The organism is Aeromonas bivalvium, assembly GCF_046078285.1.
In the GTDB taxonomy this organism is placed as follows: domain Bacteria; phylum Pseudomonadota; class Gammaproteobacteria; order Enterobacterales; family Aeromonadaceae; genus Aeromonas; species Aeromonas bivalvium.
The window spans coordinates 40,919-66,864 of the sequence record NZ_JBGXBV010000002.1 but is presented as its reverse complement, the minus strand read 5'-3'; the positions used below and the strand labels follow the sequence as shown (position 1 = coordinate 66,864).

24 protein-coding genes and 7 tRNA genes are annotated in these 25,946 nt (G+C 62.9%); 10 read left to right on the top strand and 21 right to left on the bottom strand.

Going from position 1 to position 25,946, the window contains the following annotated elements; translation table 11 throughout:
* Positions 1 to 6 precede the first annotated feature (6 nt).
* Positions 7 to 318, bottom strand: a complete 312-nt coding sequence (rplU, locus tag ACEUCR_RS07495) for a 50S ribosomal protein L21 (protein WP_005304210.1) — start codon at positions 316 to 318, stop codon at positions 7 to 9.
* A gap of 242 nt (positions 319 to 560) precedes the next feature.
* On the opposite strand from rplU, the gene ispB reads away from it, so the two are divergent.
* The gene (gene ispB, locus ACEUCR_RS07490) at positions 561 to 1,532 is read left to right on the top strand and encodes an octaprenyl diphosphate synthase (protein ID WP_041992797.1); all 972 of its coding nucleotides are present in this window, start codon (positions 561 to 563) and stop codon (positions 1,530 to 1,532) included.
* A gap of 336 nt (positions 1,533 to 1,868) precedes the next feature.
* Here ispB and hflC read toward each other — a convergent pair whose 3' ends face one another.
* From hflC to ACEUCR_RS07445, 9 genes are all read right to left on the bottom strand, one after another.
* On the bottom strand, positions 1,869 to 2,753 hold the full coding sequence (gene hflC / locus ACEUCR_RS07485; protein ID WP_041992793.1) for a protease modulator HflC: 885 nt from the start codon (positions 2,751 to 2,753) through the stop codon (positions 1,869 to 1,871).
* Between the two features lie 3 nt (positions 2,754 to 2,756).
* Complete coding sequence (hflK, locus tag ACEUCR_RS07480) at positions 2,757 to 3,908, bottom strand: FtsH protease activity modulator HflK (protein ID WP_408789203.1); 1,152 nt, start codon at positions 3,906 to 3,908, stop codon at positions 2,757 to 2,759.
* An 82-nt stretch (positions 3,909 to 3,990) separates the two neighbouring features.
* Entirely contained in the window at positions 3,991 to 5,277 is a 1,287-nt protein-coding gene (gene hflX / locus ACEUCR_RS07475) for a ribosome rescue GTPase HflX (protein ID WP_041992787.1), read from the bottom strand.
* A 60-nt stretch (positions 5,278 to 5,337) separates the two neighbouring features.
* A complete protein-coding gene (gene hfq / locus ACEUCR_RS07470; protein ID WP_041992785.1) occupies positions 5,338 to 5,604 on the bottom strand; it encodes an RNA chaperone Hfq in 267 nt (88 codons plus the stop codon).
* Between the two features lie 73 nt (positions 5,605 to 5,677).
* Entirely contained in the window at positions 5,678 to 6,595 is a 918-nt protein-coding gene (gene miaA, locus ACEUCR_RS07465) for a tRNA (adenosine(37)-N6)-dimethylallyltransferase MiaA (RefSeq protein ID WP_408747501.1), read from the bottom strand.
* 105 nt (positions 6,596 to 6,700) lie between these two features.
* Positions 6,701 to 8,605 carry a DNA mismatch repair endonuclease MutL gene (mutL, locus tag ACEUCR_RS07460; protein ID WP_408789200.1) on the bottom strand — a complete coding sequence of 635 codons (1,905 nt, stop codon included), beginning with the start codon at positions 8,603 to 8,605 and terminating at the stop codon, positions 6,701 to 6,703.
* A gap of 99 nt (positions 8,606 to 8,704) precedes the next feature.
* Positions 8,705 to 10,177 carry an N-acetylmuramoyl-L-alanine amidase gene (locus ACEUCR_RS07455; RefSeq protein ID WP_111874112.1) on the bottom strand — a complete coding sequence of 491 codons (1,473 nt, stop codon included), beginning with the start codon at positions 10,175 to 10,177 and terminating at the stop codon, positions 8,705 to 8,707.
* Entirely contained in the window at positions 10,168 to 10,641 is a 474-nt protein-coding gene (gene tsaE, locus ACEUCR_RS07450; RefSeq protein WP_111874113.1) for a tRNA (adenosine(37)-N6)-threonylcarbamoyltransferase complex ATPase subunit type 1 TsaE, read from the bottom strand. The genes ACEUCR_RS07455 and tsaE overlap by 10 nt, the downstream gene beginning before the upstream one ends.
* Positions 10,626 to 12,233, bottom strand: a complete 1,608-nt coding sequence (locus ACEUCR_RS07445) for an NAD(P)H-hydrate dehydratase (protein WP_408789197.1) — start codon at positions 12,231 to 12,233, stop codon at positions 10,626 to 10,628. The genes tsaE and ACEUCR_RS07445 overlap by 16 nt, the downstream gene beginning before the upstream one ends.
* Between ACEUCR_RS07445 and queG the strand changes: the two genes are divergently transcribed.
* Both queG and ppgK read left to right on the top strand, forming a co-directional pair.
* Positions 12,232 to 13,359: a tRNA epoxyqueuosine(34) reductase QueG gene (gene queG / locus ACEUCR_RS07440; protein ID WP_408789194.1), complete on the top strand. Its 1,128-nt coding sequence runs from the start codon at positions 12,232 to 12,234 to the stop codon at positions 13,357 to 13,359. The genes ACEUCR_RS07445 and queG overlap by 2 nt on opposite strands.
* An 83-nt stretch (positions 13,360 to 13,442) precedes the next feature.
* Positions 13,443 to 14,234: a polyphosphate--glucose phosphotransferase gene (gene ppgK / locus ACEUCR_RS07435; protein WP_111874115.1), complete on the top strand. Its 792-nt coding sequence runs from the start codon at positions 13,443 to 13,445 to the stop codon at positions 14,232 to 14,234.
* Between the two features lie 51 nt (positions 14,235 to 14,285).
* On the opposite strand, the gene ACEUCR_RS07430 is transcribed toward ppgK, so the two are convergent.
* The 9 genes from ACEUCR_RS07430 to orn form a co-directional block, all read right to left on the bottom strand.
* A complete protein-coding gene (locus ACEUCR_RS07430; protein ID WP_111874116.1) occupies positions 14,286 to 14,741 on the bottom strand; it encodes a hypothetical protein in 456 nt (151 codons plus the stop codon).
* Positions 14,742 to 15,174: 433 nt separating this feature from the next.
* Positions 15,175 to 15,250 (bottom strand) — tRNA-Gly (locus ACEUCR_RS07425).
* A gap of 46 nt (positions 15,251 to 15,296) precedes the next feature.
* Positions 15,297 to 15,372: transfer RNA gene (locus ACEUCR_RS07420), tRNA-Gly, on the bottom strand.
* A gap of 54 nt (positions 15,373 to 15,426) precedes the next feature.
* A tRNA-Gly gene (locus ACEUCR_RS07415) sits at positions 15,427 to 15,502 on the bottom strand.
* A 47-nt stretch (positions 15,503 to 15,549) separates the two neighbouring features.
* Positions 15,550 to 15,625 (bottom strand) — tRNA-Gly (locus ACEUCR_RS07410).
* A 144-nt stretch (positions 15,626 to 15,769) separates the two neighbouring features.
* Positions 15,770 to 15,845 (bottom strand) — tRNA-Gly (locus ACEUCR_RS07405).
* Positions 15,846 to 15,887: 42 nt separating this feature from the next.
* Positions 15,888 to 15,963: transfer RNA gene (locus tag ACEUCR_RS07400), tRNA-Gly, on the bottom strand.
* A 56-nt stretch (positions 15,964 to 16,019) separates the two neighbouring features.
* Positions 16,020 to 16,095, bottom strand: a tRNA-Gly gene (locus ACEUCR_RS07395).
* A 254-nt stretch (positions 16,096 to 16,349) separates the two neighbouring features.
* Complete coding sequence (gene orn, locus ACEUCR_RS07390) at positions 16,350 to 16,895, bottom strand: oligoribonuclease (protein ID WP_111874951.1); 546 nt, start codon at positions 16,893 to 16,895, stop codon at positions 16,350 to 16,352.
* 93 nt (positions 16,896 to 16,988) lie between these two features.
* On the opposite strand from orn, the gene rsgA reads away from it, so the two are divergent.
* From rsgA to ACEUCR_RS07365, 5 genes are read left to right on the top strand one after another with little or no spacing between them, the layout of a single operon-like run.
* Positions 16,989 to 18,023: a small ribosomal subunit biogenesis GTPase RsgA gene (gene rsgA, locus ACEUCR_RS07385; RefSeq protein ID WP_216823832.1), complete on the top strand. Its 1,035-nt coding sequence runs from the start codon at positions 16,989 to 16,991 to the stop codon at positions 18,021 to 18,023.
* 39 nt (positions 18,024 to 18,062) lie between these two features.
* Complete coding sequence (gene asd, locus ACEUCR_RS07380; RefSeq protein ID WP_111874980.1) at positions 18,063 to 18,935, top strand: archaetidylserine decarboxylase; 873 nt, start codon at positions 18,063 to 18,065, stop codon at positions 18,933 to 18,935.
* On the top strand, positions 18,932 to 19,180 hold the full coding sequence (locus ACEUCR_RS07375; protein ID WP_041212447.1) for a VF530 family protein: 249 nt from the start codon (positions 18,932 to 18,934) through the stop codon (positions 19,178 to 19,180). The genes asd and ACEUCR_RS07375 overlap by 4 nt, the downstream gene beginning before the upstream one ends.
* A 4-nt stretch (positions 19,181 to 19,184) precedes the next feature.
* Positions 19,185 to 19,436, top strand: a complete 252-nt coding sequence (locus ACEUCR_RS07370; RefSeq protein WP_010675489.1) for a DUF2960 domain-containing protein — start codon at positions 19,185 to 19,187, stop codon at positions 19,434 to 19,436.
* Between the two features lie 2 nt (positions 19,437 to 19,438).
* Positions 19,439 to 19,840 (top strand): hypothetical protein, encoded by a 402-nt coding sequence (locus ACEUCR_RS07365; RefSeq protein WP_408789189.1) that lies wholly within the window; start codon positions 19,439 to 19,441, stop codon positions 19,838 to 19,840.
* A 99-nt stretch (positions 19,841 to 19,939) separates the two neighbouring features.
* Here the strand turns inward: ACEUCR_RS07365 and ACEUCR_RS07360 are convergent, their stop codons facing one another.
* Positions 19,940 to 20,434, bottom strand: coding sequence for a hypothetical protein (locus ACEUCR_RS07360; RefSeq protein WP_408789187.1), 495 nt, complete (start codon positions 20,432 to 20,434; stop codon positions 19,940 to 19,942).
* 176 nt (positions 20,435 to 20,610) lie between these two features.
* On the opposite strand from ACEUCR_RS07360, the gene ACEUCR_RS07355 reads away from it, so the two are divergent.
* On the top strand, positions 20,611 to 22,572 hold the full coding sequence (locus ACEUCR_RS07355; protein ID WP_456319340.1) for a sensor domain-containing protein: 1,962 nt from the start codon (positions 20,611 to 20,613) through the stop codon (positions 22,570 to 22,572).
* A gap of 252 nt (positions 22,573 to 22,824) precedes the next feature.
* Here the strand turns inward: ACEUCR_RS07355 and rraB are convergent, their stop codons facing one another.
* Positions 22,825 to 23,160 carry a ribonuclease E inhibitor RraB gene (rraB, locus tag ACEUCR_RS07350; RefSeq protein ID WP_041992747.1) on the bottom strand — a complete coding sequence of 112 codons (336 nt, stop codon included), beginning with the start codon at positions 23,158 to 23,160 and terminating at the stop codon, positions 22,825 to 22,827.
* A gap of 380 nt (positions 23,161 to 23,540) precedes the next feature.
* On the opposite strand from rraB, the gene ACEUCR_RS07345 reads away from it, so the two are divergent.
* Positions 23,541 to 25,817, top strand: coding sequence for an immune inhibitor A domain-containing protein (locus ACEUCR_RS07345; RefSeq protein ID WP_408789181.1), 2,277 nt, complete (start codon positions 23,541 to 23,543; stop codon positions 25,815 to 25,817).
* The last annotated feature ends 129 nt before the right edge of the window (positions 25,818 to 25,946 follow it).

Below are 25,946 nucleotides of genomic sequence, written 5' to 3'. Positions count from 1 at the left end.
CTCGAATTAAGCGCTGATGCCAGTGATTTTGACTTCAGTGAACCACTGACGGTGGCCCGCTTGCTTGCGATGGTGCTTACGACGACGGAACTTGACGATAGTCACTTTCTCGCCACGGCCGTGAGCCACAACTTCAGCTACAACCTTGCCACCTTCAACGAAAGGAGCACCTACTTTAAAAGTGTCGCCTGCAGCAACCATCAGCACTTCGTTGAAGTCGATGGTAGCGCCAGTCTCAACGTTCAGCTTTTCCAGACGAACGATTTGACCTTCGGCCACACGGTGTTGTTTTCCGCCGCTTTGGAATACCGCGTACATTTGATTAACTCCGTAAAGGCGAGTCTTTTGCTCAAGGCCAGACCCGCACAAAAACTATAACAATGGGCCGGCATTCTACGCATATCGGTCTACTCAGGCAAGACCAATTTAGCAAAAAGTTTATTTTGTGCGCATATGCCCGACCGTGAATAAACGCTTAACTGTAACCCATTGTGAAATCGTGTAGAATCCCCGCCATTACTAAAACTGCAGACATTGCTGCCCGTCACGTTACGAGACTTATGGACCAACAGACTATTCGAGCGCTCTGTGCCGCCGACATGACGGCGGTCAATGAGCTGATCCTGGCCCGGCTCCAGTCCGATGTCAGCCTGATCAATCAGCTGGGTTTCTACATTGTCAGTGCCGGCGGCAAGCGGATGCGCCCCATGCTGACCGTCATGGCCGCCAGGGCGCTGGGTTACGAGGGACAAGATCACCTCAAACTCGCCGCCATCATCGAATTCATCCATACCTCGACCCTGCTGCACGACGACGTGGTCGATGAGTCCGACCTGCGCCGCGGCCGGGAAACCGCCAACGCCATGTTTGGCAATGCCGCCAGCGTCCTGGTGGGGGATTATCTCTACAGCCGCTCCTTCCAGATGATGGCGGAGCTCGCCGACCTGCGGGTAATGGAGATACTGTCCGACGCCACCAACACCATCGCCGAAGGCGAGGTGATGCAGCTGATGAATTGCAACGATCCGGACACCACGGAACAGAGCTACATGACGGTCATCTACTGCAAGACCGCCAAGCTGTTCGAAGCCGCCACCCGGCTCGCCGCCGTGCTGACCCAACAGCCCGAACCCATCGAGCAGGCGATGACAGATTACGGCAAGTACTTGGGCACGGCGTTCCAGATCATCGATGATGTGATGGATTACTGCTCCCAGAGCGACGAGATGGGCAAGAACGTCGGTGATGATCTGGCCGAGGGCAAGCCCACCCTGCCCCTGCTGCGCGCCATGGAGATGGGCAGCCCGGCTCAGCGCCAGCGCATTCGTGATGCCATCGAACACCGCAACGGCATGGCGCACCTTGACGAAATCCTCGCCATCCTCGACGACACAGGCGCCCTGGAATACTCCCGTCAGCGTGCCCGGGAAGAGGCCGACAAGGCCATCGCCGCCCTCATGGTCCTGCCGGACACCCAACACCGCCAGGCCCTGATCCAGCTGGCCCAGATGGCGGTTCAACGCAGCACCTGAACCTTCCTTTCCAATATCAGCACAAAGAGGCCCGCTGCGGCCTCTTTTTCATGGGCCGTCATGGCCCTCTCCCACGATTTGGGAGAAGACCTCCTCACTCCCTGATAGAAAACCTCCTCGCTCCCCGCGCCCTTGACCACAAGGCCGGGAGCCTACTGTCGGCGAGGTTCTGAACCAGCAAGAATAGAATGAGATCCCCTGGAGAGCGCTCTTTCATGGTTTGGGAGACGGCGCCGCTCACACTCCATGCCGCCCCCTCGCCACACCGGGCTTTGAGCCGGCAGAAATAGAAAGAGGGCCCCTTGAGGGCCCTCTTGCATCATGCACTGTCTGCGCTTACGGCTGGCTGCCTTGCGGCGACTTGAGGTAGCGGAAGAACTCGCTGTCCGGCTTGAGCACCATCAGGTCGTTGCCACCGGCGAAGCTCTTACGATAGGCCTCCATGCTACGCACGAAGCTGAAGAACTCGGGGTCCTTCTTGTAGCTGTCGGCATAGATCCTGGCGGCTTCGGCGTCCCCTTCACCACGCAGCTGACGCGCATTACTCTCGGCGTCGGCGATCATGACGGTCACCTTGCGGTCGATGTCGGCCCGCAGGATTTCGGCCTGCTCGCGACCCTGGGAGCGGTGCTCACGGGCAACCGCAGTCCGCTCGGCACGCATCCGCTGATAGATGGAGTTGGACACTTCCACCGGCAGGTTGATCTGCTTGATCCGCACATCCACCACCTTGATGCCGAGCTCGGAGGAGCGCGCCATCTTCATCAGGGCATCTTCCATCACGGTACTGCGCTCACCGGAGACGATGTCCTTGATGGTGCGGTTACCTATCTCGGAACGCAGACCGTTGTTGATCTTGCGCTTGAGCAGGTCTTCGGCCTGGATCTTGTTGCCACCACCTGTGGCCAGGTAGTACTTGGAGAAGTCCTCTATCTTCCACTTCACATAGGAGTCGATGATGAGGTCTTTCTTCTCGGAGGTCACGAAGCGATCCGCCTGGCCTTCCAGGGTCTGGATACGGGCATCCATCTTGCGCACCTGATCGATGAGCGGCACCTTGAAGTGCAGGCCAGGCTCATAGAGCCGCGGCTCGCCGGATTCAACCCGCTTCACCTTGCCAAACTGCACGACTATCCCCTTCTGCCCTTCATCGACGATGAAGACGGAGGAGAAGCAGACCATGGCGGCCACAGCGATAACACCAATAGCTAGTTTTTTCATCTATTAGTTTCTCCCTGAGCTGAAACGGTCGCCGCTACGCAGCGGAGTCGGGGTGGAGTTGGCTCCCTCGTTGGACACCGGGGTCGATTCAACCACAGCGCTGCCTGCAGGACGCGCAGCTTGCACCGCATTCGCCTTGCCGGAGAGCTTGTCGAGCGGCAGGTAGATCATGCTGTTGTTGCCAGCCGGCATGTCCACCACCACCTTGTTGGTCTGCTGATACAGCTCTTCCATGGTTTCCAGGTAGATACGCTCACGAGTCAACTCGGGGGCAGCCTGATACTGGGGCAACAGCTCGTTGAAGCGAGCCACTTCACCCTTGGCCTTGAGCACGATCTGGGACTTGTAACCCTCGGCTTCCTGTTCCAGGCGCTTGACCTGGCCACGGGCCTTGGGCTCCGCCTCACGGGCATAGGCTTCCGCTTCACGGATGAAGCGCTGTTCATCTTCCTGGGCTGAGATGGCGTCATCGAAGGCGTCTTTCACCTCTTCCGGCGGACGGGCAGGCAGGAAGTTGACGTCGACGATCTGAAGCCCCATCTGATATTGATCAATGATGCCGTCGATCACCTGCCAGGTCTCCTGGCGGACCTTTTCCCGACCCGTGGTCAGGACGTCATCCATCCGGGTGTGACCCACCACATAACGCAGGGCACTGTCGGTGGCCTGGCTCAGGCTCTCGTCCGCGTTGGTCACGCTAAACAGGTAGGCCTGGGGATCCACGATGCGATACTGCACGTCCATCTCGACCCGGACCACGTTCTCGTCCTGGGTCAGCATGAAACCGGAGGCCGGCAGAGAACGCACGGACTCGACGTCCACCGGGATCACCCGGTCGATGAAGGTCGGCTTCCAGCGCAGGCCGGGATCCACGTTGTGAGAGTACTGGCCAAAGCGCAGCACGACGCCGCGCTCCGCTTCGCGAATGGTATAGAAGCCGCTGACGACCCACACCACCACGGCGATCAGCACGGCGATGGAGATGCCGAACTTGCCCATCTCACCACCGGATTTGCCACTGCCGCCAAACAGGCCACCAAAACGGCGGCTCAACTTGCGCAGCATCTCGTCCAGATCAGGGGGTCCCTGAGTCTTGCCGTTATTCCCCCAGGGGTCACGGTCTTTGCCGTTGTTTCCAGGCTCATTCCAAGCCATCAGCGTCTCCATTTAAATACGTGCGAATGGATGTCATCTCTATCGGCATCATGCCGCCGGGCCTAATCGCCCAGATGGCGGTTCAATGCATGATAAAGCGTTGTAAAACTTCACCTTCTTGCTTCACGAGGCGGTTCCAGTCGGCCACTTGCAAGCGGACTTCCAGCACAAAATCCCCCTCCTCGCTAAAACCTTCCTGCTCTATCCCCTTGAGGCGATAGAGGGTACTGCGCAACCGGGCGGCCGAAGGCGGCAACTGCAACCTGTGGTGTACCATGGTCCCCGCCAGCAGCTCGGTCAGGGCCTGGAACAGCAGCTCACGCCCCTCCCCGGTCTGGGCCGAGAGCCAGACCCGGACAGGGCGCCCCTCATCGTCGCGCTCCAGCAGGGCCGGGCGATCGCTCAGCTTGTCGATCTTGTTGCAGACCATCAGCTGGGGGCGATCATCGGATTCAATCTCGGCCAGTACCCGTTGTACGGCGTCGATATTGTCCTGCATCTGCTCGTCGGCACAGTCGACCACGTGCAGCAAGAGGTCGGCTTCCCGGGTCTCCTGCAGCGTCGCCTTGAAGGCCGCCACCAGATCATGGGGCAGGTGTCGGATAAATCCAACCGTGTCCGCCAGAATCACATCCCCCACGTCCCGGATCTCCACTTTACGCAGGGTCGGGTCCAGGGTCGCGAACAATTGATCGGCAGCATACACGCTGGCAGCTGTAAGTTCGTTGAACAAAGTGGATTTTCCGGCGTTGGTATAACCCACCAGGGAAACGGTCGGCACTTCGTTGCGATTGCGGGCGCGGCGCCCTTGCTCCCGCTGCCTGGCCACCTTGTCGAGCCGGCGCAGGATGGCCTTGATGCGTTCACGCAGCAGACGACGGTCTGTTTCGAGCTGGGTTTCACCTGGTCCGCGCAGGCCGATACCGCCTTTCTGACGCTCCAGGTGGGTCCAACCGCGAACCAGCCGGGTAGAGAGATGGCGTAACTGGGCAAGTTCGACCTGAAGTTTACCTTCATGGGTTCGGGCGCGCTGGGCGAAGATATCGAGAATGAGGCCGGTTCTGTCGACCACCCGGCACTGGAACAGCCGCTCCAGGTTACGCTCCTGGGCCGGGGTCAGGGCATGATTGAAGATGACCACGTCCGCATCCAGGGACTGCACCTCGGCTGCGATCTCTTCCGCCTTGCCGCTGCCGACAAAAAACTTGGCACTTGGCGCACTGCGGCTGGTAGTCACCACCCCCAGCGTGTTGACCCCGGCTGAGCTCACCAACATCTTGAGCTCTTCGAGATCCTCACGTTCACCCTCATCGCTGAAGTTGACATGCACCAATACGGCCTGTTCGCCTGCTTCATAACGGTCAAACAAGCGCTGACTCCTTAACGGAATTCATGGGATCTGTATGGCGAGCGGGCTCGCCGCGTCGGCTCACGCCTCGCTGTCACCGGACTGCTCATCACCCTGGCCGGTGGCGACATGCTGGTGATGATTGACGGCACGGGCCGGCACCACGGTAGAGATGGCGTGCTTGTAAACCATCTGGCTCACTGTGTTCTTCAGCAAGATGACAAACTGGTCAAACGATTCGATCTGACCCTGCAACTTGATGCCGTTCACCAAATAGATAGAAACAGGAATCCGCTCACGGCGCAGCGCATTCAAAAACGGGTCTTGGAGAGATTGCCCCTTAGCCATCTTCTTTTTTCCTTATAGTTTGTAGTTTTTAAACACCGGATATCACTATAACAACCTGATTATACAGGGAGTGTCAAGCCGCACCAGCGCTGGCGACGACCCTGGCGAGGTTGTCAGACTCACCAGATCCCAACCAGGTGACATCAGGCCAGCCCCGCAACCAGGTCATCTGCCGTTTAGCAAGCTGACGAGTGGCAACGATGCCACGATAACGCATCTCATCATACTCCAGTTCCCCGGCCAGGTAGTCCCACATTTGGCGGTAGCCAACGCAGCGGATAGAGGGTAGGTCGGGGGTGAGATCGCCCCGGGCGCGCAAGGCCCTGACCTCCTCTTCGAACCCCTGTGCCAGCATGAGATCGAAGCGCCGCTCGATACGCTCATGAAGCAGGCTCCGATCGGCAGGGGCGATGGCAAACTGATGCACCCGATAAGGCAGCCCCTCCCCCTGCACCCGGGTCAGCTCGGTGAGGGTCTTGCCGCTGATGCGATAGACCTCGAGTGCCCTGCTCAGGCGCTGGGGATCATTGGGGTGGATGCGGGCACCGGCCACGGGGTCGATGCGCACCAGTTCGTCGTGCAGCGCCTGCCAGCCGATGCGCTGGGCCTCGGCCTCAATCTCGGCGCGGATGGCCGGATCGGCGGACGGCAAGGGAGAGAGCCCCTCCAGCAGCGCCTTGAAATAGAGCATGGTCCCGCCCACCAGCAACGGGATGCGGCCACGACCGGCTATCTCGGCCATTTCACGCAAGGCGTCGCGACAAAAGTCTGCCGCCGAATAGCTCAGGGCGGGATCCAGGATGTCGATCAGGCGATGGGGGGCGAGCCTGAGCTCATCGGCGCTGGGCTTGGCGGTGCCGATATCCATGCCGCGATAGATGAGGGCGGAATCCACGCTGATGATGTCGCAGGGCAGGGCCTGACACAGTTCGATGGCGAGATCCGTCTTGCCGGAGGCGGTAGGCCCCATCAAAAAAATCGCGCTCGGCAACTCGCTCACGTTCAGCTTCCTCTCACAGGGCAAAATACAGGGTCGTCTTGGCAGGCGGGCCCCGGCATCACTCCCCGCCCTTGGGCGGGAATACCGGGCGCGTTCTCACTCGCCATCAAATTCGGCCAGGGTGGCAGCCAGGGACAGGGGGCGCAGCAGCCGCCTGTCGGCGAAGGGCTCCCCGGGCAGATGGGCCAGCTCCCCCAGCAGGCGGTTGGCACTGGCAAAATCATATTGCTTGTCTGCGGCCAGCCCTTGCTCCACCAGCCACTGGCAGAGCACCTGGGCCTGCTCCTGGTCGTCGGCCGCCCCGAGCCCTTCCACCAGCTGCAACAACTCGGGCAGCAGCCGGGCCAGGTCGGTCTGGCGCAGCAAGGCGGGCACCCGAGTCAGGATCATGGTGTCGCGCCCCCCGCTTTTCAACTCCAGCCCCAGCCGTTTGAGCAAGATTTCCTGCTCGTTGGCCACCTGCTGCTGGGATTTGGCCAGCTTGAAGGAGACGGGCAGCAGCAGGGGCTGGGCCGCGAGCCCCTGCCCCCAGCCATCTTGCAGCCAGTGCCGCAGCAGTCGGCGCTCCGCCGCCACCAGCCGCAGCAGGGCGAGCCGCCCCCCTTGCTCCAGCAGCAGGTAGCGCCCCTCGACCAGAGAGAGTGCCCGGGCCACTTGCCCGCTCTGGGGCTCGTCCCTGACCGGGCCAGCCTCCCCGGATTCGGGCAGCGTGGTGAGCAGGGCCTGCATGCCCCGCAGCGCCTCCCGGCTCGGGGCCTCGGCCAAACCGACGCCATGGCCCGTGATGGCCCCGTGCGCGTGCGCCGCTTGCCCCGCCCTGTCCGCGCCGCCCCCGCCGGCAGGGGCTCCCCCCCGTTCACCGGCCCCCTCCTCGCGCACGGCGGCGGGGGCACGATAGCCATGCTCGGCGCCGTACCAGTCGGTGCGCGGGGCCTGGCCCGGGTACTCGGGCGGCTCGGCCACCGGCAGGGTCACCTCGCTCATGGCCAGGGGGGCCTCTTCCCTGGCCCGATGCAGGGCGGCAAAGAGCGCCTGGTAGATGAAATCGTGGATGAGCCGCGCCTGATGGAAGCGCACCTCATGCTTGGCCGGATGGACGTTGACATCCACCTGGCGGGGATCCAGCTCAATGTAGAGCACATAGGCCGCGTGGCTGCCGGCGGGCAGCAGCTCGTCATAGGCCTGGCGGATGGCATGATTGATCAGCTTGTCGCGCATCATGCGACCGTTGACATAGGTGTACTGCAGATCGTTCTGGGGCCTGGCCCCGGCCGGGGTCGCCAGCCAGCCCCGCAGTCGCACGTCGCTGTGCTCGCTCTCGATGGCCAGCGCATGGTGCATGAAGGGGCTGCCACACACGGCGGCGAGACGGCGCTCCTGCTCCGCTATCGTGCTGGCGGCGCGATACTGGCGCACCAGCTTGTCGTTGTGGCGCAGCAGCAGGGTGACATCGAAGCGCGACAGGGCGATGCGGCGCACCAGCTCGTCGATATGGGCAAACTCGGTCTTTTCGCTGCGCATGAACTTGCGCCGCGCCGGGGTGTTGAAGAAGAGATCCACCACCTCGACCGTGGTCCCGACCGGATGGGCCGCCGGCTTGATGGTGACGTCCATCTCCCTCCCCTCGGCCTGGGCCTGCCAGGCCTCTGACTGCGCCTGGGTGCGGGAAGTGAAGGTGAGACGGGAGACGGAGCTGATGGAGGCGAGCGCCTCGCCACGAAAGCCCAGGCTGTTGATGCCCTCCAGATCATCCAGGGTCGCCACCTTGGACGTGGCGTGGCGCGACAGTGCCAGCACCAGTTCGTCTTGCGCCACGCCGCAGCCGTTGTCACGGATGCGGATCAGCTTGGCGCCCCCCTTGTCGATGTCGATCTCGATCCGGTTCGCCCCCGCATCCAGGCTGTTCTCCACCAGCTCCTTCACCACGGAGGAGGGGCGCTCCACGACCTCGCCTGCGGCAATCTGGTTGGCAAGAATAGGAGGTAAAATACGGATCGGCATCGCTTACTCCTGATGATTGACCTTGGGGGGCGCGGGTGTCCTCCAGAAAGGGGAGCCATACCGCCACCTTGCCGGCGGCAAGATACGGCTCGTCACCCCTTATCCTCTGGGGATATAAAGCACCTGACCAATCTGGATCTCGTTGGATTTCAGATTGTTGTATTTCGCCAGTCGGGACATGGGGATGCCGTGGCGCTCGGCCAGGCGCGACAGGCTCTCACCGCGCTTCACCACGTGCCGGATGCTGCGCTGCTTGTCGATGGTGCTCAGCGCACCATTGCCGGGCAGGCTGGCCACCGGTTTGATGATCCCGGCCCCGGAAGCACTGGCCACGCCCACCACGGGGGCGGCGGCGCGCGCCGACTGGCTGGCCGGTGCCACCTGGCTGACGGGGCGCTGCACCGTGCGGGTCGGGGAGCTGCTCACCTTGCCCGCCATGATGGGGCCCTTGGTGGGATGCGCCCGGTAGTAGTTGCGAATGCCTTGGAAGATGGCCTGGGCCAGCTTGTTCTGATAGGCGGTACTGGCCAGCAGCTTCTCCTCTTCGTGGTTGGAGATGAAGCCCGTCTCCACCAGCACAGAGGGGATGTCTGGCGCCTTGAGCACCGCCAGACTGGCGTGCTCGGGGGCCGACTTGTGCAGGCGGGCAACCCGTCCCATCTCCTTGAGGATCTGGCGGCTGACGTCATATCCCTCGGCACGGGACTTGTCCATGGAGAGATCCAGGAAGGTGCGCGCCAGATAGGGGTTGGGATCCGATTCGGCGATCACCTTGCCGACGCCGCCAAGCAGCTCACCCTGCTTCTCCTGCTTCTCCAGCCAGCTGCCCATCTCGCGATTGGCGCGGTTGGTGGAGAGCACCCAGACCGAGGCGCCCCGCGGACGCGAGTTGTGGAAGCTGTCCGCGTGCACGGAGACCAGCAGATCCGCCTTGGATTTGCGGGCAATCTCCGAGCGCTTGTTGAGGTCGACGAAGTAGTCGCCCCGGCGGGTCATCACCGCCTGCATCCCGGGCTCGCGGTTGATGAGCGCGGCCAGCTTCTGGGAGACCGCCAGGGTCACCCGTTTCTCATAGGTTTTCCGTGGGCCTATGGAGCCCGGATCCTCGCCGCCATGGCCGGCATCGATGGCGATGATCACCTTGCTGCCTGGGGCCGCGGGCGGCGGCGCCGCATGCCTGGCGGTGCTCTCCTCGTAGGGGAGATCGATCACCAGCCGGTGGCCATAGGGGCCAGCTGGTGCCAAAGGAAACACCACCGGCTTGATGGCGGACTTGAGATCCAGCACCAGGCGCAGGCCCCCCTTGTCCACCGGGGTGCTCTCGCGGATTTTTCGCACCAGCTCGCTCTTGTTCTCGACCCGCGCCAGATTGGTGCCATTGCTGGCCCCCTTGAGGTCGATGACCAGACGGTCCGGGCCCGTCAGGGTGAAGTAGTTGAACTGGGGCGAGCTGGCGAGATCCAGCACCACCCGGGTGTTGTCGGGAGAGGGCCAGATCCGCACGCTCTTGAGCTGATTGGCCCAGACGGGCAAGGCCAACAGAGTAAACAACAGGGAAATTATCAGACGCACTTGGGTTGCAACCGTTCCAGAATGGCTTCGCCGATCGCAGTGCGGGCCACCAGCAGGGCCTCGCGCTGCATGTCTACATAGGTCAGGGTTATCTCGAGATCCGGGGCGGGCAGCCAGCCCTCTCCCTTCTGTGACCACTCCACCAGACAGAGGGTATGGGGTCCGAAGTAGTCACGGATCCCCATGAATTCCAGCTCCTCTGGATCAGCCAGCCGATACAAATCAAAGTGATAGACCTGCCAGGCACCCAATTCATAGGGTTCGACCAGTGTATAGGTCGGACTCTTTACCTTGCCTGAATGGCCGAGTCCCTGCACCCAGCCACGGGTGAGGGTGGTCTTGCCCGCCCCCAGGGTGCCGTGCAGAAACACTGTGGTCGCCTGCTCGCTGGCCTGGGCCAACTGGCCACCCAGGGCTACGGTCGCTGCCTCGTCCGGCAGCCTTATCATCAACTGTTTTGCCATCGTCTTCTTAATCTGTCAGGAGTATCGGGGTTGGCCAGAAGGCGGATCCATGGCAACAGGTCCGATGCCAGCATGCCTCTCTCCCCTTCTGCCGCCGCCAGATCGGCAGCTTCCCCATGAATGACGGCCCCCAGGCAGGCCGCGTCGCGCGCCCCCAGCCCCTGGGCCAAAAGGGCGGCGATTATACCAGATAACAGGTCACCCATGCCGCCCCCCGCCATGCCCGGGTTGCCCTCGTGGCAGAGCCAGATATGCTGGCCGTCCGCGATCAGGGTTCCCGCCCCCTTGAGCAGCACGACGCCGCCGTAGCGTGCTTGCAGGGACACCACAGCGGCGAAGCGATCGGCCTCCACCTCTGCCACGCTGCACCCCAGCAGGCGCGCCGCCTCGGCGGGATGAGGCGTGAGCACCCAATTATCCTGATGGCGAGGCCCTTGCGCCAGCCAATTCAGCCCATCGGCATCCAATACCAGGGGCAGATCCCGGCACAAGGCCGCCTCGAACAGGGGACGCGCCCACTCGTCTCTCCCCAATCCCGGCCCCAGTACCCGCACCGATTCCCAGGCGGGCGCCAGGGGATGGCATGCCTCACCTGAGGCCGCAGACAGGAGTGCCGACGCCGGCAGGCCCATCAGCTCTGGCTGAGTCAGGCTGGCGGCGGGATTGGCCGGATGCTGGCACAGCCGCACCAGGCCGGCCCCCGAGCGCAGGCAGGCCATGGCCGCGAGCAGTATGGCGCCCCCCATTCCCTGATTGCCCCCAACCAGCAGCACCCGACCATGGTGCCCCTTGTGGGCGCTGCGGGGGCGGGGGGTGAGCAGGGGCGCCAGGCCGGGGTAATCGATGCGCCGGGCGGCAGGAGCCTGCCAATCCGCCAGCGCCAGGCCGAGGGGGTGCAGATCCAGCTCGCCGCACCAGCTGGGCCCCTGCCCCGTCAGCAGCCCCTGCTTGAGGCCGACCAGGCAGAGGGTGCGGGTCGCCTGCACCACGGCCCCCAGGACCTGACCCGTATCGCCATCCAGGCCTGAAGGGAGATCCACCGCCAGCACAGGGGCGGGCAAGGCATTGATGGCTGCGACAATCTCTGTCATGGCCGGGGAGAGCGGCCTGTGGGTGCCGCTGCCAAGCAGGGCATCTATCACCAGATCAGGCCCGGGGCTCGTCCCGGCCTGGCTACTGTGGTCGTCGGCGAACCGCTCCACTTCCCCACCCGCCGCCACAAAGGCGGCGGCGCTGTGGGCCTCCCCCTTGAGAGCCGAGGGATCACGGGCGGCGATGAGCCGTACCGAGAGACCGGCGGCCAGAGCCAGGCGCGCCAGCACGAAGCCATCGCCGCCATTGTTGCCGGGGCCGGTGAAGATCCACCAGTGGCGCGCCTCGGGCCAGTATCGTCTGGCATGGTCAAACAACGCGCTCCCGGCTCGCTCCATCAGGTCATGGAGGCTGATGCCCGCGGCGCCCGCCAGCTCGACCTCGGCCCGGCGGATCTGATCGGTTCGCCACAGCGCCTCGGGTAGCGCCGCGCCAGGATGGCTCGGTTCGGTGCGAAGCTGTGGTAAACTGCCCGCACCTTTCCTGTTGATCTGCATCATGACGGCTCCCGATTTCGACAAACTGGCCCACGATATCAAGCTCTGGGCACGCGAGCTAGGATTTGACCAGGCCGGCATCACGGATACGGATCTGAGCCTGGAAGAGCCCAGATTGCAGGCCTGGCTCGATGCGGGCTATCACGGCTCCATGGATTACATGGCCCGCCACGGCATGATGCGCGCCCGCCCCCACGAACTGCTGCCCGGCACCCTGCGGGTGCTGTCGGTGCGGATGAACTACCTCCCGTTCGAAGCGGGCTTTGCCGCCACCCTGCGCGACCCCAGCCTGGGCTACATCAGCCGTTATGCCCTTGGCCGCGACTATCACAAGCTGCTGCGCGCCCGCCTCAAGGCGCTCGGCGAGCGCATCGAGGCCCGCTGCGAGGCCCTGGGCTGGCGCCCCTTCGTCGATTCGGCCCCCGTGCTGGAGCGCCCTCTCGCCGCCAAGGCTGGGCTTGGCTGGGTTGGCAAACACTCACTCCTGCTCAATGAGTCCGCCGGCTCCTTCTTCTTCCTCGGCGAGCTGCTGCTCAGCCTGCCGCTCCCCCTGGACCAGCCGGTGGAGAAAGCGCAATGCGGCAAGTGCGTGGCCTGCATCAATATCTGCCCCACGGGGGCCATAGTCGCGCCCTATGTGGTGGACGGTCGACGCTGCATCTCCTACCTCACCATAGAGAGTGACGAGCCCATCCCCATCGAGCTCAGACCCCTGCTCGGCAATCGCATCTATGGCTGCGACGACTGCCAGCTCATCTGCCCCTGGAACCGCTACGCCGATGCCAGCCCGGAGCCCGATTTTCGCCCGCGTCCCAACCTGCACAGCCCCAAGCTGCTGGATCTCTGGGGCTGGTCGGAGCCCGAGTTTCTCAAGCACACAGAGGGCAGCCCCATCCGTCGCATCGGCTATCAGCGCTGGCGCCGCAACCTGGCGGTGGCCCTTGGCAACGGGCCGGCCGACGAGGCGGTCTTCGCTGCCCTGCGTTCGGCCCTGCCAGAGGCCCTGCCCATGGTGGCCGAACACATAGAGTGGGCATTGGCGAGCCTGGCTGCCCGCCAGCAGGGGGAGAACCGCAAGACCCGATTGCTTATCCGCTGCATCGAAAAGGGTCTGCCGGATCACGCTTGAAGACCCGCCCCCTTGCTGTTTTCGCGCACATTTTCCATGCTTTAGCGCGCCTGGATGGCGCCATCATCACAAGGATCACAAAGATGCAGATATTGGGTGTGGACATAGGAGGCTCGGGCATCAAGGGGGCCCTGGTCGATACGCAAAGCGGCGAGCTCATCGGCGAGCGTCACCGCATTCCGACCCCGCAACCCGCCACCCCGGCGGCCATCGCCCACGCCCTCAAGCAGCTGGTCGAGCACTTCCAGTGGCAGGGCCCCATCGGCTGCGGCTTTCCCGCCACCATACATCACGGCGTGGCCAAGAATGCCTCCAACATCGACAAGAGCTGGATAGAGACGGATGCGGCCAGACTGTTTGGCGAGGTGACCGGCCTGCCCTGCTTCGTGCTCAATGACGCCGATGCCGCCGGTCTTGCCGAGATGCGTTTCGGCGCCGGGCAGAGCCATGGCGGCGTCGTCATCCTGGTGACGGTCGGTACCGGCATAGGCACGGCCCTGTTCGTGGAGGGGCATCTGCTGCCCAACACAGAGCTGGGTCACCTGATGCTGGAGGGCATGGTTGCCGAGCGCTACTGCTCCGATGCGGCGCGCAAGCGCGAGGATCTCTCCTGGGGAAAATGGGGCAAGCGCTTCAATCAGTATCTGGCCCGGCTCGAGTTTCTGTTCTCCCCCGACCTCTTCATTCTGGGTGGGGGCTGCGCCGCCAAGCTCGACAGATTCGTGGACAAGATAGCGACCCGAGCCCCCCTCATCGCCGCCGCCAGCCTCAATCAGGCCGGGATCATCGGGGCCGCGCTCTACGGCGCCGAACAGATCAGATTGCAGCAGGGAACCAGGAAAAAGCGGGGCGATGCCCCCAAGCAGACCCACTGAGGCGAGGCGCCAGGCTCAAACCGTCCTCTGCCATGGCGGGCTCGTCCTGCCCTAGAGGTCATCGAGTCGATGGGCGCCATGGACCAGGCGGGTCAGGCGGGCCTGCTCCAGCCCGCTCAGGTTGCGCAGCAGGGCGGCGGTGGCCTCGGTGGGGCACTCCCGTGCCAGCCTGTCCAGCTCGGCCACCAGCCTCCCCTCCAGATCGCAGGCCAGGGCCACTATCTCATCCCCTTGCGCCCCGGCCGGCAGCGTCAACTCGGCGATGAGGGGCAGCAGCTCCTCATCGAAGCCCAGCTCGAACCAGGTCAGGGCCTGGGCCTCCCCCAGCTGCTCGGCATACTCCTCGAGGTGAGCGGCGGCGGCATCTTCCCTCCCCCGCAGATACACCAGCAACATGCGACTGCGTTCGGCATCCACTTCCCGGCTCAAGCGGCCATAGGCCAGCGCCAGCCTGTGGTGCACCTCCCCGAGATAGCGCAACAGATCCTTGATTTGCTTGCTGCTCATGGCTCCTGCTCCCCTTGTCCTCACTCTGCCCCAGTATAGGGCCGCCGCACACCGCCCCTGCGAGGATCCAACCATCCCTTGCGTTGCATCAAGGGGAGCGACAACAAAGGGGATCCTGGACCAAAACGGTACATTTTATGCCTGTCACAGAGGCGACGGCCCGGCTCGAGAAAAGGGCGGCGAGATGATTGCAGCAGCGGTGTGCACAGGGAGTGCGCACAGGGATGCGGTGAGCAGGGTTCAAACAGGAAGACGATGGGAGATGGGCAGAAATGACCAGGTCGAGAGGCAGACAGCAAGAGGGATGAAGGCGGAAAACGAGACTCGCACTCGCGGCCCTGGCCCTGGCAAGCACGGACAGTGCGCTACCAACCGAGTTGACGATGGTCGTATTGAAATTCTGGGCTTGGGTAAACGAACAATGAAGAGAGATTGGAGCGGGAAACGAGACTCGAACTCGCGACCCCGACCTTGGCAAGGTCGTGCTCTACCAACTGAGCTATTCCCGCAACGAAGGGTGTTAATCACAGCTATCACTGACGGCTTGCGGATGCTTGGAGCGGGAAACGAGACTCGAACTCGCGACCCCGACCTTGGCAAGGTCGTGCTCTACCAACTGAGCTATTCCCGCATCGATTCGACATGAGGTCGATGCATCTGCAAACAGGGTTCTCTTTTGCAAGAGTGGAGCGGGAAACGAGACTCGAACTCGCGACCCCGACCTTGGCAAGGTCGTGCTCTACCAACTGAGCTATTCCCGCAACGGATAGTGCCAAAAACAGGTACTGCTGACGTCTTTGCGGATGCTTGGAGCGGGAAACGAGACTCGAACTCGCGACCCCGACCTTGGCAAGGTCGTGCTCTACCAACTGAGCTATTCCCGCATCGATTCGACATGAGGTCGATGCATCTGCAAACACGGTATTCTTTCGCAGGAGTGACGCGGGAAACGAGATTCAGACTCTCGACTCCGGCCTTGGCAAGCAAGATTCATGCTCTACCAGCCTGGCTACTCCGGCAAAATCTATTGGAGCGGGAAACGAGACTCGAACTCGCGACCCCGACCTTGGCAAGGTCGTGCTCTACCAACTGAGCTATTCCCGCAACATGGGTACTGACTTGGGTACATCAAGAAGGGCATATGCTTGGAGCGGGAAACGAGACTCGAACTCGCGACCCCGACCTTGGCAAGGTCGTGCTCTACCAACTGAGCTATTCCCGCATCATCTCGGCGTTACACCGATGCATCTGCCTAACTCTTTGCTTCTTCATCGATATTGGAGCGGGAAACGAGACTCGAACTCGCGACCCCGACCTTGGCAAGGTCGTGCTCTACCAACTGAGCTATTCCCGCAACATCATCGATAAAAAAATCGTGCGGCATTTGGTTGCTTGCGCTACCACACGGGAGCCGAATTATAAGAGCCGGGGGATCAATTGCAAGGGCTTTTTTGTCTGGCAATGCCTGTTCGCTTAAAAGCTGGTCGAACTGCCGATTTTCCCAACCGATAGTGCCGGTTGCCCCTTATTTCACCCTCTTCTGCCTGTCAGAGCGAGCGGCCTGACTCGTCTCGACTCACCATGCGCCCGAGAGCCCGAGGAGCCGACTCAGATCTTGAAGACCTGGGCGCGGTAGAACTGCAGCTCGGCGATGGACTCGCGGATATCGTCCAGCGCCTGGTGGGAGCCGCTCTTCTTGAATTGATCCAGCAACTCCGGCTGCCAGCGGCGCACCAGCTCCTTGATGGTGCTGACATCCACGTTGCGGTAATGGAAGAAGGCTTCCAGCTGCGCCATGTGCTTGACCATGAAACGGCGATCCTGGCCGATGCTGTTGCCACACAATGGGCTGGTACGCTCCGGCACCCACTGGCGAATGAAGGCGAGGGTCTCGGCCACGGCCCTGGCCTCGTCATGCTGGCTCGCCTTGACCCGGGCCACCAGACCGCTCTTGGTGTGGGTGTTGACGTTCCACTCATCCATCTTGGCCAACTCTTCGTCGCTCTGGTGAATGGCGATGACAGGCCCCTCGGCCAGCACGTTCAGATCCTTGTCGGTGATGATGGTGGCAATCTCGATAACCACGTTCTGTTCGGGGTCCAGCCCCGTCATCTCCATGTCGATCCATACCAGGTTCTGCGCGCTGACTGTCATGATTGCTCTCTCTATCTCGGGAGGAATGGCGGAATTTTGCCAATTTGCATGTATCATACTGGCTTTGGATCTGTTCATAAACCGGCAAACCCCGTGGCAAAGAAAGCGAAACTCAATCTGGGTCAACAAAGGCGTGTCCAGGTCAACCGTGAGAAGCGGTTACAAAAAGAGCACAACAATCAGGTGGATGACACCCTGTTCGGCCCGGCCATCGAAGGCATGGTGATCAGCCGTTTCGGTCAGCACGCGGACGTCGAGGCCAGCGATGGCACCATACACCGCAGCAACCTGAGACGCAGCAGCATCAGCAGCCTGGTGTGTGGCGATCGCGTGGTGTGGCGTCCCGGCCTGAACGAGGCGACCCCTGGGGTCATAGAGGCGGTGCATCCGCGTCACTCGGTACTGACCCGGCCGGACTTCTACGATGGGGTCAAGCCCATCGCCGCCAACATCGACCAGATCGTCATCGTCTCGGCGGTGATGCCCGAGTTCTCCACCAATATCGTCGACCGCTACCTGGTGGCCGCCGAAGATGTGGAAATCGCCCCCCTCATCGTGCTGAACAAGGTCGACATGCTGGACGATGCCGCGCGCGCGCAGATCGAGCGCCAGCTCGCCGCCTACCGCAAGCTCGGCTACCCGGTGCTGCTGGTGAGCTGCGAGAGCGGCGAAGGCATCGACGCCCTCAAGACGGCACTGACCGACAAGATCAGCATCTTCGTCGGCCAGTCCGGGGTGGGTAAATCGTCACTCACCAACGCCCTGATGCCGGGGCTGGGCGTGCTCACCGGCGAGATCTCCGAAAACTCGGGGCTGGGCACCCACACCACCACCACGGCGCGGCTCTATCACTTCCCGAGTGGCGGCGATCTCATCGACTCCCCGGGGATCCGCGAGTTCGCCCTCTGGCACCTGGAAGCCGATCGCATCACCTGGTGTTTCGTGGAGTTTCGCGACTACCTGGGGGGCTGCAAGTTTCGCGACTGCACCCACAAGGACGATCCCGGCTGCGCCCTGCGCGGCGCGGTAGAGCGGGGCGAGATCAGCGCCGACCGCTTCCACAACTATCACCGCATCCTGGAAACCATGCAGGAAGCCCGCCACGGTCGGCAACAAGCCCGGCTGTGACCCATACCCCCTTTTGCTATAAAAGAGCAGATGAAGATCATGAGCATTACTGACAACCTGAAAATTGCCGGCCAATACTGTCTGCCCAAGCACGCCCTTTCCCGTCTGGTGGGCAAGCTGGCGGCCGCCGAGTCCGGCAAGCTCACCACCCGGGTGATCGAGGCCTTTATCAAGCAGTACGGCGTCGACATGAGCGAGGCGCTGCACGAAGATCCCGCCCACTATGCAAGCTTCAACGCCTTCTTCACCCGCGAGCTCAAGCCCGGCATCCGCCCTGTGGTGGAAGACGCCATGACCCTGGCCCTGCCGGTGGATGGCACCGTCAGCCAGCTCGGTCCCATCAGCCAGGGCCGCATCATCCAGGCCAAGGGCCACGACTACAGCGCCCGCGAGCTGCTGGGCGGCTATGAGGATCTGGTGGCGCCGTTCAAGGATGGCGACTTTGCCACCATCTATCTGGCGCCCAAGGATTACCACCGCATCCACATGCCCCTGGACGGCGTGCTGGAGAGCATGGTGTTCGTCCCCGGCGATCTCTTCTCCGTCAACCCGCTCACCGCCGAGAATGTGCCCAACCTGTTTGCCCGCAACGAGCGGGTGGTCGCCACCTTCCGCACCCCCCACGGCCCCATGGCCCTGGTGCTGGTCGGCGCCACCATAGTCGCCAGCATCGAGACCATCTGGGCCGGCAACATAGCGCCGACCAAAGAGAAGAAGGTGGTGCGCTGGGACTACACCGGCGATGAGGCCATCACCCTGCAAAAAGGCGCCGAGATGGGCCTGTTCAAGCTGGGCAGTACCGTGGTCTGCCTGTTTGGCCCGGGCATGCTGGCCGGTTTCGAGCCGCACCTGGCCAACGGGGTCACCACTCGCATGGGTCAGCCCTTTGCCACCCTGGCGGCGCAAGCATGAGCGATCAACCCGCTTCCCAGAAGAACAACCCGCTGCACGGGCTGACCCTGGAGGCCATCGTCACCGCCCTGGTCGCGCACTATGGCTGGGAAGCGCTGGGGCAGCAGATCAATATCCGCTGCTTCACCGATAATCCCAGCATCAAGTCCAGCCTGAAGTTCTTGCGCAAGACCCCCTGGGCCAGAGAGAAGGTCGAAAGCCTCTATCTGTACGTCCAGCGCAAGCAGGCCAAAGAGAAGGAGTGACGCCATGGCGTTCAAGATTACCTACACCTACAAGAAGCAGGCCAGGGAGATTGGCTACGCCAACGACAAGTTCAACAGCATCTATGATGCCGTTGCCGCCGCCGAGGGGATCGATCTGACCCGCTTCCACGCCATGGAAGAGCAGCTGGCCCAGGTGTGCCGCCGCGACAAGAAGAGCGTGAAGGATTACCGGGAGAACTACTTCAAGGAGCTGGGCTTCTCCAACATCGTCATCGAGCGGGATGCCAAGGAGTAACCATGCGTACCTTGACCCTGATGGCGGCCACCCTGCTGCTGGCCGCCTGCAACACGACACCGAGGGAGCCCCTGGTCGGCGCGGATCGCGACGAACATGGCTGCATCGGCAGCGCGGGTTATCAATGGTCGGCGCTGGCAGGCAAGTGCGTGCGGCTGTTCGAGCAGGGCATTCGCCTCAACCCGACCGATGCCGGTCAGACCGTCAGCGCTTTCGTGCTGTTCAATGCCGATCAGAGTCAGGCCGAGCTGACCCTGCCAGAGGGCGAGCCGATCCGGCTGGTCCGCCAGGGCGAAGAGGGCAACTGGTCCTGGCAGGGCGGCGGCTATCAGCTCTTCCCCTGGAAGGGCTATGTGCTCAAATCCGGCGACCATGTGCTCTATCACGGTGATCTGCCCCCCTGATCCTCTGGCGTCATCCCTCCCCTCACGCCCTGATGGACGCAGAGCAGGCATAAAAAACCCCGTTGCACGCAACGGGGTTTTTCATGATACCCGGCAGGATCAGTTGCCAAGGGTGGAGAACAGGCTCTGTTCCAGGCTGCCGCGGGAGACGCACACCGGGGTGATGGAGGGAGCCAGCACCCGCTCGCCGGAGGACTCGACGAAGTAGAGCTGGGTATTGCCCTTGACGTTCACGGTGGCGACGCTGTTGTTGCCGCTCTGGGTGATGATCAGGTTGATCTGCAGGTTGGGGTTGCCCAGCGCCACCTTGGATCCCATGGTGCCGCAATCCAGCCACTCCAGACCATCGGCCGAGTTTTCCACGTTGGCGGTCATCAGACCGGCACCACGCTGGCTGTTCTCGATGTTCAGGCCGTGATCGCCGAACCACTTCTCGGCACGGGCCCACACCAGATCCACCGGGATCGCCATCTCCTGGGTGTTGTTGGTCGCCTTGGCAACCGGCGGAGTGTAACGGTACTGCTCGCCACCATTGTTGTCCGCCGCACAGCCTGCCAGCAGCAGCGCCAGGGCGCTCCCCATTATTTTTTTCATCTGTCTTTTCTCGTCTCGTCATGAGGCCATAGGCCAACCGGCGGCTATTATGGCGCCGGGACAAGCGGCTGTCAGCAGGACAACAAAGAAATGATCGGGGCCCAAGCGGGCTTTACAAAAAGGCTTGCCTGTCATAGATTTGCTCGAAACTTGCCCTTTGAGCCCACCTTTCCATCTTGTTTACCCCAGACCAGCTTCAAGCCCTCATCGATCAGCTCCCCATGACGATTTTCTGTCGGGATCCGGCTGGCCGTTATCTGCTGGTCAATCGCCAGTTTGCCCGGCACGCCGGTGCCGCCCACCCGAACGAGATCGTCGGCAAGACGGATGGAGAACTGCCCTGGGGCGACCTGTTTCGGGAAGAGGACGACCAGATCCTCGCCAGTGGCCACCCCCTGCTGCACCAGCAGCAGCTCTGCCATGGCGAGGAGAGCGACTACTGGATCGAGACCCACAAGGTGCCGCTCTACGATGAACTCGGCGACCCCTTCGCCCTGTTCGGCGTGGTGAACGAGATAGGCCAGCACAAGGCGCTGGAGCAGACCTTCAAACAGCAGCAGCTGTTGCAGCGCCGCCTGCTGGACGCCATTCCCGACCCCATCCGGCTCGAGGATCACGATGGCCGCGTGCTCGATTGCAACCAGGCCTTCCTCGATTTCATGGGGCTGCAGGCGAGCGAGGTGCTGGGTCACAACATCGGCCAGCACCTGCCCCCCCAGATGCCCATGGGACGTGGCGAGTATTGTCTGCTGGACGCCAGGGGACAGGGTCGCCACCTGGAGATCATCCGGGTCGAGGTGCCGGATGACAATGGCCTCTCCCTCGGGGTACTGACCCTGAGCCGCGATATCACTGGGCTGCGCACCACCCAGGCCCAGCTGCAACAGGAGCAGCACTACGACAGCCTCACCGGCCTGCTCAAGCTCTCCCACTTTCTGCAAACCAGCCGCCACCTGGGGGGGCGCCCGGCAGGCCTGCTGCTCATCGATCTGCAACACTTTCGCGAGATCAATGACAGATTCGGCATCCGCATCGCCGACCGCTTGCTCAGCCAGGTCGCCCAGCGCCTGCAACGGCTCACCCCGGCCAACGCCCTGCTGTGCCGGGTCGCCGCCGATGATTTCGCCCTGTTGCTGCCCGAGCCGGGCAAGCCTCTGCTCGAGTGGAGCCAGCGACTGCAAGAGGAGTTGATGGCCCCCTACCAGGTCGAGGAGCACCGCATCCAGGTCACCGCCTTCCTCGGCATCGCCCAGGGGCGGGCCAACGATGCCGAGCGTCTGCTGGGCCATGCGGAGGCCGCCCTGGCCGAGGGCAAGCGGCTGCAACAGCACAGCACCCTGTTCGACCCCCTGCTCTATCAGCAGTTGCAGCGACGCAAGCGGCTCAGCGCCGACTTGCCCCAGGCGATCCGTTCGGCCGAACTGGTGGCCGTCTACCAGCCCATCATCTGTGCCCGGCAGGACAAGCTGCACGGTGCCGAGCTCCTCTGCCGCTGGCCCCACCCCCAGCTCGGCATGATATCGCCGGACGAATTCATCCCCCTGGCCGAGGAGCTGGGACTCATCGGCCGGCTCGGTGATCTGATGCTGGAGCAGGGGTGTGCCCAGCTCGCCCGCTGGCAGGCGGTGTGGCCGAGTCTGATGCTGTCGGTCAACCTCTCCCCCCTGCAATTTCGTGACCCCGGCCTGTGCGACCACGTCCAGGCCTGCGCCCGGCGCCACGGCATCGCCCCCGCCACCCTGGAGCTGGAGATCACCGAAGGCGTGCTGATGGAGAATGCCGACGAGATAGAGCAGAACCTCTCCAGCCTGATCCGGGCCGGCTTCCAGCTCGCCATCGATGACTTCGGCACCGGCTATTGCTCGCTGGCCTACCTGCCCCGGCTCGAGGTCGCCACCCTCAAGCTGGATCGAAGCTTCACCCGGGATCTGGTCAGCAATGGGGCCACCACGGCCATCGTCCGCTCCGTCATCGGCCTGGGCCATGAGCTCGGCATCCAGATCACCGCCGAGGGCGTCGAAACCCAGGAGCAGCACCGCTGGTTGAGCGAGGCGGGCTGTGATCGGCTGCAGGGTTATCTGTTCAGTCGCCCCCTCCCGCCAGACGAGTTTGGCCGCAGCTACGGTCTCGGCGACTGATCGCCTGCTACCATTGCCCCAGACGCCAGACGCCAGACGCCAGACGAGTTTGGCTGCAGCTACGGCCCCGGCGACTGATCGCCTGCTGTCGTACCTCCCGGGGAGTGCGGGCACCGGGACACGGCTCATCACCAGATGACGAAAAGCAGAAGGCCACCCGCAGGTGGCCTTCTCGTGTATGGCAGGGTCGCAGCCCGCTCTCGCGCCAAGGCCGGGGCCCCGGCCGTTGCCTGGGTCAATCCCGGCCCCGCATCACTCCTGGAAGTAGGTGCCCCAGCCGTCGTAATCGACGCCGTATTTCTCCAGGATGGGACGCATCTTCTCGATATCGGCGAGGATCCGCTCCACATCCAGGGCACATTCGACCGTGGCATCGAAACAGAAGATGGTGGCGCCGTCGTCCAGCTCCATCTCTTCGGCATCGGTCACTTCGAAGCCGGCCTTGAACAGGTCCACCGCGGCCTTTTCCAGCAGATCGAAATCCTGGCAGGCGAAGTGGTGTTCAATCTCGTAATCAAGATCGGGGTTGCTACCATCGGCCAGCAGTTCGTTGACGATGGCGCTGGTCTCGTCGCGCCACTCTTGCATATCCAGACTCATGTTGCCTCCCAGGCGGTATGGTTGCGCAAAGCATACCTGTCCGGCGCGCCGCGCTCAACGAGTGTCGACGCCATCTCGCCCCTCCTCAGCGCCCCGGCCATCTCCCCCAAATGGGGACATGCCCGTTTTGGGGGAACATCCGCACCATATTCCAGAAAATAGCGACAAGACCGCATATATCACAGGAAATAAGCCGATGAAGAAGAGGGATCGGACCATGACGCTATGTTCCCACAGCACGGGGCAAGCGTCCGGGTGCCATGACAAAGTGGGACGACTCGGGTTATCAAGGGTCGGCAAGCCAGCCTTGCAATCGAGAGAGGAGCCCGACCGGGCTCCTTTTTTTCACGTGATGGAGCACGTTGATAATGACTACAAAAACCATACTGAGCCTGCTGGTCGGCTCGACCCTTATGATTGGAAACCAAACCCAGGCCGCCCCGGCCCATGGCCCGTTCGATGCCCCCCTGGCCGATGAAACCAAGGTGCTGGAGATGCTCAAGAAGAGCGGCCGCATCCCCACCCTGGCCTCCCCCGAGCAGGAGCTGGCCGCCCTGGCCCGTTTCTACCGCGACAAGTCCCGGGCCTATCAGGGCCAGGGGGGCACCCTGGCCCTGAAAGAGGGCAAGGTGCGGGAAACCATCCTCAAGAAGATCCGCCTCAACGGCACCGCCCGCCCGGGGGACAGGGTGCCCACCCTGCTGCTCAAGGCCATCGAGAAGGAGCACTACCGGGGCAGCATGCGGCAGGACAAGATCCTCGCCATCCTGGTGGACTTTCCCGACTATCCGAAAAACAGCATCACCCCGGACCTCACCAGGATGTACTACCCGGACTACAGCCCGGCCCACTACCAGGATCTGCTGTTCTCGGCCAAGGGCTATGCCGGTCCCAATGGCGAGCGGTTCATCTCCATGCGCCAGTTCTACGAGCAGCAGTCGGGCCAGAGTTATAGCGTGCGCGGCCAGGTGGCGGGCTGGTACACCGCCAGCCAGCCCGCCGCCTACTACGGCAGCAACCTGAACGAGACGGCGGTGCGCGAGCTGGTGAAGGAGGCCCTGGCCCAGGTGGCGGCGGATCCCGCCATCGATCTCGCCGAGTTTGATCAGGAGGATCGCTACGATCTCAACGGCAACGGCAAGCTGGACGAGCCGGATGGCCTCATCGACCACCTGATGATCTTCCACTCCAGCGTGGGGGAAGAGGCCGGTGGTGGCGATCTTGGCGAGAATGCCATCTGGGCCCACCGCTGGAATCTGGGCGCCCCCTACCCCATCCCGGGCACCAGCAGCCCGGCGGGGGATTTCAACGGCCAGTATGCCGCCTACGACTACACCATACAGCCCATCGATGCGGCGGCCGGGGTCTGCGCCCACGAATATGGCCATGATCTCGGCCTGCCGGACGAGTACGACACCAAGTACAGCGGCAAGGGCGAACCGGTGGCGACCTGGTCCATCATGTCCTCCGGCTCCTGGGCCGGGGTCATAGGCGGCACAGAGCCGACCGGCTTCTCCCCCTGGGCCAAGGCGTTTTTGCAGGCCTCCCTCGGCGGCAACTGGCTACACGGCAGCAATGTGCATGTCGACGACCTCGGCCGGCGCGGCAACGTCTACATGCTGGATCAGGCCAACGACAAGGGGCGCAACGACGATGTGGTGCGCATCAACCTGCCACCCAAGCAGGTGCCCCTCAATCCCCCCTACGCCGGCCAATACCAGTACCACGGCGGCAAGGGCAACAATCTGGACAACCGCATGAGCCTCGCGCTGGATTTGCGCGACCGCCAGCACGCCGCCCTGACCTTCAAGACCTGGTATCAGATTGAGGAGGGCTACGACTATGCCAGGGTGCTGGTCAACGGCGAGCCCATCCCGGGCAACCTGACCACCAGCGACGATCCGAACGGGGCCGGTTTCGGGGTCGGCATCACGGGCAACTCCAATGGCTGGGTGGAGGCCGAGTTCGACCTCACCCCCTGGGCCGGTCAGCAGATCCAGCTCAGCGTGCAATACCAGAGCGATGGCGGCGTGGCCGAGCATGGTCTGTTCCTGGACGATATCCAGCTCGTCGCCGATGGCGACACCCTGCTCAGCGACGGGGCCGAGGGCACCTCTTCCTTCACCCTGGCCGGCTTTGTGAGAAGCAATGGCAACGAAGCCAAGGATCACTACTACCTGGCCGAATGGCGCAACCATGCCGGGGTCGACAAGGGGCTGGCCCACATCAACGTCAGCGACCAGCTGATGCGCTACGAACCGGGCATGCTGCTCTGGTACGTGGACAGCAGTCAGGAAAACAACTGGGTGGGCCTGCATCCGGGCGAGGGCTTCCTCGGGGTGGTGGATGCGGATCAGCGCACCCTGACCTGGAGTGACGGCGCCGTGGCCGGTACCCGCTACCAGATCCACGATGCCACCTTCAGCCTGGGCTTCCAGCGTCCCCTGCAACTGGACCACCCGAGCGGCTCCTTCCTGCGGGATCTCTGGCTGGCCCCCAGGCGCACCTTCAAGGATGGCAACCGCTACCAGAGCGACGCCATCCCGGATGCAGGCCGCACCCTGCCCCACTACGGCCTCAAGATTGCAGTCACGGGGCAGGCGCGGGACATGAGCACGGGGCGCATCATCATCAGCAGACAGTGACACCCCTGATACCAGGCCCCGACAGGGGCCTTTTCTACGCTGCCCCGCCCAGTCCCCACCGCCATTGGCGAGGAAAGCGGCGGATTGTGCAGATGTCGAGCGAACGGTGAATTAATCGAGTCATGCGGT

What these genes read in the sequence shown, in the direction of transcription:
- rplU (WP_005304210.1), bottom strand. Translation starts at nt 318, where the DNA reads ATGTACGCGGTATTCCAAAGCGGCGGAAAACAACACCGTGTGGCCGAA.
- ispB (WP_041992797.1), top strand. Translation starts at nt 561, where the DNA reads ATGGACCAACAGACTATTCGAGCGCTCTGTGCCGCCGACATGACGGCG.
- hflC (WP_041992793.1), bottom strand. Translation starts at nt 2,753, where the DNA reads ATGAAAAAACTAGCTATTGGTGTTATCGCTGTGGCCGCCATGGTCTGC.
- hflK (WP_408789203.1), bottom strand. Translation starts at nt 3,908, where the DNA reads ATGGCTTGGAATGAGCCTGGAAACAACGGCAAAGACCGTGACCCCTGG.
- hfq (WP_041992785.1), bottom strand. Translation starts at nt 5,604, where the DNA reads ATGGCTAAGGGGCAATCTCTCCAAGACCCGTTTTTGAATGCGCTGCGC.
- mutL (WP_408789200.1), bottom strand. Translation starts at nt 8,605, where the DNA reads ATGCCGATCCGTATTTTACCTCCTATTCTTGCCAACCAGATTGCCGCA.
- tsaE (WP_111874113.1), bottom strand. Translation starts at nt 10,641, where the DNA reads ATGGCAAAACAGTTGATGATAAGGCTGCCGGACGAGGCAGCGACCGTA.
- queG (WP_408789194.1), top strand. Translation starts at nt 12,232, where the DNA reads ATGACGGCTCCCGATTTCGACAAACTGGCCCACGATATCAAGCTCTGG.
- ACEUCR_RS07445 (WP_408789197.1), bottom strand. Translation starts at nt 12,233, where the DNA reads ATGATGCAGATCAACAGGAAAGGTGCGGGCAGTTTACCACAGCTTCGC.
- ppgK (WP_111874115.1), top strand. Translation starts at nt 13,443, where the DNA reads ATGCAGATATTGGGTGTGGACATAGGAGGCTCGGGCATCAAGGGGGCC.
- ACEUCR_RS07430 (WP_111874116.1), bottom strand. Translation starts at nt 14,741, where the DNA reads ATGAGCAGCAAGCAAATCAAGGATCTGTTGCGCTATCTCGGGGAGGTG.
- orn (WP_111874951.1), bottom strand. Translation starts at nt 16,895, where the DNA reads ATGACAGTCAGCGCGCAGAACCTGGTATGGATCGACATGGAGATGACG.
- asd (WP_111874980.1), top strand. Translation starts at nt 18,063, where the DNA reads ATGAGCATTACTGACAACCTGAAAATTGCCGGCCAATACTGTCTGCCC.
- ACEUCR_RS07375 (WP_041212447.1), top strand. Translation starts at nt 18,932, where the DNA reads ATGAGCGATCAACCCGCTTCCCAGAAGAACAACCCGCTGCACGGGCTG.
- ACEUCR_RS07370 (WP_010675489.1), top strand. Translation starts at nt 19,185, where the DNA reads ATGGCGTTCAAGATTACCTACACCTACAAGAAGCAGGCCAGGGAGATT.
- ACEUCR_RS07365 (WP_408789189.1), top strand. Translation starts at nt 19,439, where the DNA reads ATGCGTACCTTGACCCTGATGGCGGCCACCCTGCTGCTGGCCGCCTGC.
- ACEUCR_RS07360 (WP_408789187.1), bottom strand. Translation starts at nt 20,434, where the DNA reads ATGAAAAAAATAATGGGGAGCGCCCTGGCGCTGCTGCTGGCAGGCTGT.
- rraB (WP_041992747.1), bottom strand. Translation starts at nt 23,160, where the DNA reads ATGCAAGAGTGGCGCGACGAGACCAGCGCCATCGTCAACGAACTGCTG.
- ACEUCR_RS07345 (WP_408789181.1), top strand. Translation starts at nt 23,541, where the DNA reads ATGACTACAAAAACCATACTGAGCCTGCTGGTCGGCTCGACCCTTATG.